8 protein-coding genes are annotated in these 8,229 nt (G+C 34.6%); 2 read left to right on the forward strand and 6 right to left on the reverse strand.

From position 1 onward, the window contains the following. Positions 1-106 precede the first annotated feature (106 nt). Entirely contained in the window at positions 107-844 is a 738-nt protein-coding gene (locus AACZ41_RS13700) for an ABC transporter permease (RefSeq protein WP_091626794.1), read from the forward strand. Beyond that, positions 844-1,611, forward strand: coding sequence for an ATP-binding cassette domain-containing protein (locus AACZ41_RS13705; protein WP_091626796.1), 768 nt, complete (start codon positions 844-846; stop codon positions 1,609-1,611). The genes AACZ41_RS13700 and AACZ41_RS13705 overlap by 1 nt, the downstream gene beginning before the upstream one ends. On the opposite strand, the gene AACZ41_RS13710 is transcribed toward AACZ41_RS13705, so the two are convergent. The 6 genes from AACZ41_RS13710 to AACZ41_RS13735 all read right to left on the reverse strand — a co-directional run bounded on the left by AACZ41_RS13710 (position 1,608) and on the right by AACZ41_RS13735 (position 8,218). After that, a complete protein-coding gene (locus AACZ41_RS13710; protein WP_339629092.1) occupies positions 1,608-3,077 on the reverse strand; it encodes a DUF389 domain-containing protein in 1,470 nt (489 codons plus the stop codon). The genes AACZ41_RS13705 and AACZ41_RS13710 overlap by 4 nt on opposite strands. Before the next feature lie 7 nt (positions 3,078-3,084). Next, positions 3,085-4,164 carry a mannose-1-phosphate guanylyltransferase gene (locus tag AACZ41_RS13715; RefSeq protein WP_339629093.1) on the reverse strand — a complete coding sequence of 360 codons (1,080 nt, stop codon included), beginning with the start codon at positions 4,162-4,164 and terminating at the stop codon, positions 3,085-3,087. 1 nt (position 4,165) lies between these two features. Continuing rightward, positions 4,166-4,768 carry a SprT-like domain-containing protein gene (locus tag AACZ41_RS13720; protein WP_339629094.1) on the reverse strand — a complete coding sequence of 201 codons (603 nt, stop codon included), beginning with the start codon at positions 4,766-4,768 and terminating at the stop codon, positions 4,166-4,168. A gap of 1 nt (position 4,769) precedes the next feature. Then, positions 4,770-5,447, reverse strand: coding sequence for an SDR family oxidoreductase (locus AACZ41_RS13725; RefSeq protein ID WP_339629095.1), 678 nt, complete (start codon positions 5,445-5,447; stop codon positions 4,770-4,772). Then, complete coding sequence (locus tag AACZ41_RS13730; protein WP_339629096.1) at positions 5,447-6,496, reverse strand: M28 family peptidase; 1,050 nt, start codon at positions 6,494-6,496, stop codon at positions 5,447-5,449. Before AACZ41_RS13730 ends, AACZ41_RS13725 begins: the two co-directional genes overlap by 1 nt. A gap of 84 nt (positions 6,497-6,580) precedes the next feature. Beyond that, positions 6,581-8,218 (reverse strand): 2-oxo acid dehydrogenase subunit E2, encoded by a 1,638-nt coding sequence (locus AACZ41_RS13735; protein WP_339629097.1) that lies wholly within the window; start codon positions 8,216-8,218, stop codon positions 6,581-6,583. Between the last annotated feature and the right edge of the window lie 11 nt (positions 8,219-8,229).

Consider the following 8,229-nt stretch of genomic DNA (forward strand, 5'->3'; position numbering starts at 1 on the left):
TCCATTTGAAGTGTAAAAGTAAATAATTTACACCTTTAAAGATTAAACCGAGGTTAAATCAAGTCCTTTATTGTTATTTTTACGGTAAGAATTCTATTTTTAATCAATGAACTATTTAGCATCTGTAGGAAGCTATGCAATTATGATCCGTGAGGTTTTTAAAAAACCAACCAAATGGAGAATAATGAAATCCCTTATTTATAAAGAAATAGACGAATTGATTTTCAGCTCTCTAGGTATTATCATTTTCATTTCTTTCTTTATTGGTGCCGTTGTTGCTATACAAACCGCACTTAACTTAACGAACCCTTTAATTCCGCGAAATCTTATTGGTTTTGCCACGAGACAATCAGTAATTTTAGAGTTCGCACCTACCTTCGTATCTATTATTATGGCAGGAAAAGTAGGCTCTTACATTACATCTAGTATTGGAACGATGCGGGTTACCGAGCAAATAGATGCGTTAGAGGTAATGGGTGTCAATTCATTAAATTACTTGGTCTTCCCAAAGATTATAGCCATGCTTTTTTATCCCTTTGCAATTGCTATTTCTATGTATGTTGGAATTTTTGGAGGATGGATGGCCGGTGTATTCGGTGGATTCTTGACTAGTACCGATTTTATTACCGGACTGCAGACCGACTTTGTGCCGTTTCATATCGCTTATGCTTTTGTAAAGACATTAATATTTGCTTTTGTCATTGCTACGATACCATCTTTTCATGGATTTTACATGAAAGGTGGGGCCTTAGAAGTTGGCAAAGCTAGCACAACGTCTTTCGTTTGGACTAGTGTTGTAATCATCATATTGAATTATATTTTAACCCAACTTTTATTAGGATAATGATAGACGTTCAAGACATACACAAATCATTTGGTGACGCTCATATACTTAAAGGTATATCCACCACCTTTGAAAAAGGAAAAACCAATTTAATCATTGGTCAAAGTGGCTCGGGTAAAACTGTATTTCTTAAATGCTTATTAGGTTTGTTTGTACCGGAACAGGGCAACATTGTCTACGACGGGAAAAAATATGCTGAACTTTCTGATGATGAAAAACGAGATTTACGACAAGAAATGGGTATGGTTTTTCAAGGCAGTGCTCTTTTTGATAGTATGACCGTAGAGGGCAATGTAATGTTCCCATTAGAAATGTTTACCAAGCAATCTAAATCAGAAATGAAAGATCGCGTCGATGCTGTACTTAAAAGAGTAAACCTAATTGATGCACATCACAAATTTCCTTCTGAAATTTCTGGTGGTATGCAGAAAAGAGTTGCTATTGCCCGTGCAATTGTAATGAATCCTAAATATCTTTTTTGCGATGAACCAAATTCTGGTCTTGACCCAAAAACGGCAATTTTAATAGATGACCTCATCAAAGAAATTACCGAAGAATATAACATTACAACCGTCATAAATACGCATGATATGAACTCTGTAATGCAAATTGGGGAAAAAATTATTTTCCTAAAAGATGGACTCCTAGAATGGGAAGGAACAAAAAATGAAATTTTTAAAACAGATAATGAAGCGGTTACCAATTTCGTATACTCATCCGACCTCTTTAAAAAAGTACGACAGATGTATATACAAGAACAAAATTAATCTTTGGGCATTTCCTTTATTTGAATATTTTTATTATTCAGTCTCAATCGCAACCAATCCTGTAGTTTATTCATATCTTTTACAGTCTCAGCTCTATTAGCTTCCTTTTTCCAGGTCACTTCAAATAATGGAATGCTATCAGTTTTAGTAAAATCGGTAGATATTAAATATGCATATCCTAGTCGTTCTAAATTTTCGTAATTCGTTTTAGCTTCAAGACTAATTTCCTTAAATGGAATTTGATTTGAAGAAATCTGATTTAAACGAGTTAGTTCACTCTCTAAAAGTTGAATCTTTTCATCCTTACTCGTTAGAATAGTTTTTTGTGATTCATAAAGTTCATTCACATACTTTAGCTCATTCGCCTCATCGCTTCTTGAACCCTGAACAATTGTTAATTCACAATTCTTCAATTGTTTATAATCTGACATTTGATTTTTCCATGTTGCAATTACATTATCAGGTATCGCCTCATTACCCATAAAAAATAATTCAACTTTTGGATTTTGGCCATTATTAAACTCTATATCACTAAAATCTTTTAAAAATTTACCTTCACCCGAAAATTGGTAAGGTGCTATTTTTTCAACTATAAAATTATTTGCGTCTCTAGTAAATAGTGATTTTTGAAATACGTTGTAGAAAGTAAATCCCGCAGGTATCATTACTAAAATAGCCAACAACGAAGCTAACCTAGCAATTAATCTTCTCCTTTGAGAATTGACGTAACGCACCATTGGAAAACGCAACAACTTAATAACAAGAAATGTTGCTAATGCAATAAATATTGTATTAATCGTAAAAAGATATAAAGCACCGGTAGCATATGACCAATTTCCTATTGCCAAACCAAAACCTACGGTACACAATGGCGGCATTAAAGCAGTAGCAATCGCAACACCAAAAATAACACTTGCGATAGTCCCTTTTTTAGCGCGAGCAATAACCAATGCCAATCCACCAAAAAATGCAATTAACACATCCCTAATATCTGGCTCAGTTCTGGCCAAAAGCTCAGAAGATTCATCACGTAAAGGGAAAAAATTAAAAAATAGATAGGCTGTAATTACACTAAGAATTACCATGACCGTAAAATTCTTCAAAGACCTTTTTAAGGTATCTATGTCATTAATTGCCACAGACATACCTACACCTAAAATAGGACCCATTAAAGGGGAAATTAACATAGCACCTATTACTACCGCAGTTGAATTCGCATTCAAACCGATAGAGGCAATAAAAATAGAACAAATTAAAATCCAAGATGTATGCCCCTTAAAAGGTATATCGGCTATAATCGCTTCTTTTGTAGCCTGTTGATCTGTATTGGTACGAATATCCAACAACTCAGAAAGAAACTTTTTTATACTACCTAAAAGGCCTTGAAAGTCTTTTTTTACCTCCTCACTACCATTCCCTTCATTACTAGTTGGGGTGATATTATCTTGATTCAAATTATTCTCCATAAATTACTTATGCAAATTCATTTCCAAAGGTATCTTTCACCTTATTAAGAACTTGTTTAATATCTTGTTCTTTTGCTTTAGGATAAATTAATAGCACCTCATCTTTATCTACTATAATATAGTCATTTAAACCATCTACTACAACTACTTTACCCGCCTTTGATCTAATCATATTACCACTTGCATCTTGAGTTAAGACTCTAGCATTTACTATGGCATTATTATTTTCTTCTTTGTCAAGCTTGTCATACAAAGAACCCCAGGTACCCAAATCGTTCCAATCAAAACTAGCTTCTAACACGAAGATCGAGCTTGAATTTTCTAAAATAGCATAATCAATAGAAATATTTTCAGCTTTTGGGTAGTTCTCTGAAATAAATTTTCTCTCGTCTTCAGTATTGAAGCAAACTAGCCCCTCTCTAAATAATTTGTACTGCTTTGGCTGATATTGCTGAAAAGCATTTATAATTGTTTTTGCACTCCACATAAAAATACCTGCATTCCAAAGAAAATTACCTTGTGCAAGAAAATCTTTTGCAGTTTCATAATCAGGCTTTTCTCTGAACTGATTTACTTTTTTAATTGGTGCAGTATCTGCTTTATTATATTCTATGTACCCAAAACCTGTATTTGGAAAAGAAGGCTTAATACCTAAGGTGCATAGTACATCTTCAGTTTCACATTTTTTAAAACAAGCGATAACATCTTTGGCGAAAGCTTCTTCATCTTCGATCCAGTGATCACTAGGCGCTACTATCATAACTGCATCTTCATTCATTTTCTGAATTTTCATTGCAGCATATAATATACAAGGTGCCGTGTTTCTCATTGTAGGCTCAAGAACTACTTGCTCTTGTTTTACCATAGGCAATTGCTCTAAGACCAAATCATTATAGCGTTCATTTGTAAGAATTAAAATATTCTCGGCAGGTACAAATTTGTTCAATCTTTGAAATGTTTTCTGTATGAGTGTGCTACCCGTACCCAACATATCATGAAACTGCTTTGGATTTTCACTTGTACTTATTGGCCAAAATCTAGATCCTACTCCACCAGCCATTAAAACGGCATAATAATTTTTATTCATGTCAGCTTTTTATTAATTCTACTTCAGCGTTTGGTTGAAACAAAAACATCTTGCCAGTTGATATTTCTGCGCACTCATAGCGCTTCGTTCGCTTGTTACCTTTTTTAAAAAGTTTACCATTATAAATACGGAAAACACTACCTATCGGTAATTCGTAAACGTAAGATTTTTCTGATTGTTGTTCGTCGTATTGTTTTAAAGCAATAGATAAGTGCGCATCGGTACTACTACTTGCCTTTGGATTTTTGAAATGTCTTGCCAATAATGGAAGTAGTTGAGAAGGAAAAACCTCTGGCCTAATAAAAGGTAGCATTAAATATTGGAATGTTCTTTTCCACTCTAATCCGTGTGGCTTAATATTCCGCCCATACTTTTCAAATGCTACTAAATGTGCAATTTCGTGAATTAGCGTAATTAAAAATCTATATTTATTGAGTGATGCGTTTACCGTAATTTGATGATTACCATCTTTTCTTCTTCTATAATCTCCATGCCGTGTTACGCGCTCATTAACTATTTTCAAATGAACTTGACTAACTCTAATGAGTTCAAAACAAGGTATAACTGCTGTTTCAGGAAGATATTTCGCTAAAGTTTGCTGCATTCTAAGGTGTACTACTACTGACTTGTAAAATTTTACCGTTATATAATTTTTGACCCTTCAAAGCGAAATCCATTACGTATTCAGCCATTTCTATTGCTGACACTGGTGCTTTATATCCCGGAAAAGCCTCTTCCAGCATTTCAGTCTGTACCGCGCCCAAAGCCAAGGCATTGAACGATGGTCCGGTCTCTTTAAATTCTTCTGCCAGCAATTCTGTAAGCGTAAGCACAGCTCCTTTACTTGAACTATATGCTGATAAGCCGGGAAATTTAGCGCTACCTTGAATACCGCCCATAGAACTAATTGTTACTACATGGCCTGTATTTGACATAAATGGAATTACCAATTTTGTTATCGCAGCAACACCAAATACATTGACCTCATAAACAGATTTAAACTCTTCTTCAGTAGTTTCTAAAAATGGCTTGTTCAACAATTTCCCAGCATTATTTATTAATGCCCTTACTTTTCCGTTATCTTTTAAATAGCTTGCTAGTTTTTCACGATCAAAAACTGATGATACATCGAAAGAAAATGCTTGAATATTCTTATGCTTAAGATCTTTAATCGGTTTTTCATTCCTAGATAATGCCAAGACCTTATATCCTGCATTTGCCAACAATTTGCTTAGCTCAAAACCAATTCCCCTACTTGTGCCCGTAACAATAATGTATTCCATTAATTATACCTTAATTCTTTAATTGGTGAATTTACAATTCCTGTTATCATTGGTATGGTTTCATTTACTATTGTCGCCATATGTATATAATTCATTAAAGAGGCCTCATCTCCCACTTTATGATATTCTCCAAAATTAGTAAAATCAAACGTGCTATACGTTTGAGAAGGAACACTAAAAACATCGTGAAACGAAGCATTGTCAGACCGTCTGAATAAATTAAATTCCTTTGCCTTCGGCAAAAATCCTACAAGATTTTTGCGTGCATACCTATTGCTAACCTCTGCCAAATTCGATAATTCATAACCGGTTAAATACAAACTATGGTCTTTACCAACCATTGGAACGCCAACCATTTCAAAATTAAGCATAGCATACAAATCTATATTCTTCTCTTTTAATTTATCGGCTAAATGTTTAGATCCAAGTAATCCTTTTTCTTCAGCAGAGAAAAGAGCAAAAATAATACTTCGTTTATTCTCTTCTAGTTCACCAAAATATTTAGCAAACTCTAGAACTGTAGTTGTCCCTGATGCATTATCGTTAGCTCCATTGGCTATACTATCAACAACTTGTCCGCTCATTAAACCAATATGATCATAATGTGCGCCTATTATTACGAACTCATTTTTAAGCTTTGCATCCGTTCCTGGCAAATACCCCACTACGTTAAAAGCTGTGCCATCAGAATAGTTTGACAATGTATCACGATAAGAAGAAAAATAAGGTTGAATATTATTCTTCTCAAATACATTTTGTATAAAGTCCGCAGCTTTGGAGATACCTTCACTACCGGTATCTCTACCTTGTAATTCATCAGAAGTTAGGTAAACCATAATATCCTCGATATTTTCAGGCGTACTATATGCTTTAAGCTTGGGAGCTAAATTAGATGATTTAACATCATCGCCATTGGATGTATTTTGCAAAACATCTCTTTTAATTCCTTCTATTTCATTAGTAGGATTCAAAACGGTTGACTGTTCTACTTTTGCTCCGCTACAACCAACCAACAAAAAACCAAATAAGCATGTAATAATATGTTTCATAATGATGCGCCTTTTAAAATCTAAAGATAAAAAAAAGCATCCTCTTCAAAGGATGCTTTTTTAATTCTATTTAAAATCATATTTCTATGCTAACATAGTCACTGGGTTTTCAACAAAATAACGAAGTGTCTGTAAAAATTGAGCTCCTACGGCACCATCAACAGTTCTATGGTCACAAGCTAAAGTCAACTTCATAGTATTACCAATTACAATTTCACCATTCTTAACTACAGGTTTTTCTACTATAGCTCCTACTGAAAGTATTGCTGAATTTGGCTGATTTATTATAGATGTAAATTCTAATATACCGAACATACCTAAGTTTGAAACGGTAAAAGTACTACCTTCCATTTCTGAAGGTGATATTTTTTTGTTTCGAGCTTTCCCAGCTAAATCTTTAACAGCACTACCAATCTGTGTCAAGCCCAATAAATCACAGTGCTTTACAACTGGAACCACTAAACCTTCATCAACCGCAACAGCAACACCCATATGAATATGCTGATGATACTTAGTTGTATCTCCATTCCACGAAGTATTTACTTGAGGATGCTTCCTAAGCGCCATTGCACATGCTTTTAACACCATATCATTAAAAGACACCTTAGTATCAGGCAAACTATTTATTTGAGCACGAGATTCTTTCGCATTATCCATATCTACCTCAATGGTTAGATAAAAATGCGGTGCATTAAATTTAGAATTACCAAGCGCTTTAGCTATTGCCTTACGCATGTTAGAATTCTTAACTTCTTTAGTACCTTCTTCACCTATTGGCAAAGCCATTGATATTGATTGAGAAACTACGCCTGACTCAGCCTTAACTGCCGAACTTACAACTGGTACAGCCGTTGTACTAGGCGTATAATTTTCAATATCTTTCTTGGTAATTCTACCATTATCGCCTGAACCAGAAACTTTTGCTAAATCGATTCCCTTGTCTTCTGCAATTTTCTTAGCTAAAGGTGATGCAAAAATTCTTTCACCTTCAGTTACCGTTTTTGAAACCTCTTTCTTATCAGAAGAATTTTCAGATTTTATTTCAACTCTTTTGCTTTCTGATGTAGATGATTTTTTACCACCTCCAGATTTATTACTTAAAACAGCATCAACATCAGTTCCATCAGGACCAATAACTGCCAAAACCGCATCTACAGGAGAAGATTCACCTTCTTGAATACCAATATATAATAACTTCCCAGAATAAAAAGACTCAAACTCCATCGTAGCCTTATCTGTCTCAATCTCAGCTAAAATATCTCCTTCTTCTACATCATCGCCAACCTTCTTCAACCAACTTGCCACCGTACCTTCTTCCATGGTATCACTTAAACGCGGCATTTTAATAATTTCAACCCCCTCAGGAATTTCAGCTCCGTTTTCAACTTCTTCCAAAGACTCTTCAGCAACATCCTCAACTAGTGAAGATTTATTTTCTGAAGCAGTTGCACTTTTACCACCGATTAAACCCGAAATATCTTCACCCTCTTTACCTATTATAGCCAACAGTGTATCCACCGGAGCAGCATCACCTTCTTGTACGCCTATATATAATAAGGTTCCTTCATTAAATGATTCGAATTCCATCGTCGCCTTATCAGTTTCGATTTCAGCCAACATATCACCTTCTTCAACTTTATCTCCAACGCTTTTTAACCATTTAGCAACCGTACCTTCTTCCATGGTATCGCTTAAACGGGGCATATTTACTACTATAGCCATCTACTTAAAAT

This window comes from uncultured Maribacter sp. (genome assembly GCF_963974015.1).
Taxonomy (GTDB): domain Bacteria; phylum Bacteroidota; class Bacteroidia; order Flavobacteriales; family Flavobacteriaceae; genus Maribacter.

What these genes read in the sequence shown, in the direction of transcription:
- AACZ41_RS13700 (WP_091626794.1), top strand. Translation starts at nt 107, where the DNA reads ATGAACTATTTAGCATCTGTAGGAAGCTATGCAATTATGATCCGTGAG.
- AACZ41_RS13705 (WP_091626796.1), top strand. Translation starts at nt 844, where the DNA reads ATGATAGACGTTCAAGACATACACAAATCATTTGGTGACGCTCATATA.
- AACZ41_RS13710 (WP_339629092.1), bottom strand. Translation starts at nt 3,077, where the DNA reads ATGGAGAATAATTTGAATCAAGATAATATCACCCCAACTAGTAATGAA.
- AACZ41_RS13715 (WP_339629093.1), bottom strand. Translation starts at nt 4,164, where the DNA reads ATGAATAAAAATTATTATGCCGTTTTAATGGCTGGTGGAGTAGGATCT.
- AACZ41_RS13720 (WP_339629094.1), bottom strand. Translation starts at nt 4,768, where the DNA reads ATGCAGCAAACTTTAGCGAAATATCTTCCTGAAACAGCAGTTATACCT.
- AACZ41_RS13725 (WP_339629095.1), bottom strand. Translation starts at nt 5,447, where the DNA reads ATGGAATACATTATTGTTACGGGCACAAGTAGGGGAATTGGTTTTGAG.
- AACZ41_RS13730 (WP_339629096.1), bottom strand. Translation starts at nt 6,496, where the DNA reads ATGAAACATATTATTACATGCTTATTTGGTTTTTTGTTGGTTGGTTGT.
- AACZ41_RS13735 (WP_339629097.1), bottom strand. Translation starts at nt 8,218, where the DNA reads ATGGCTATAGTAGTAAATATGCCCCGTTTAAGCGATACCATGGAAGAA.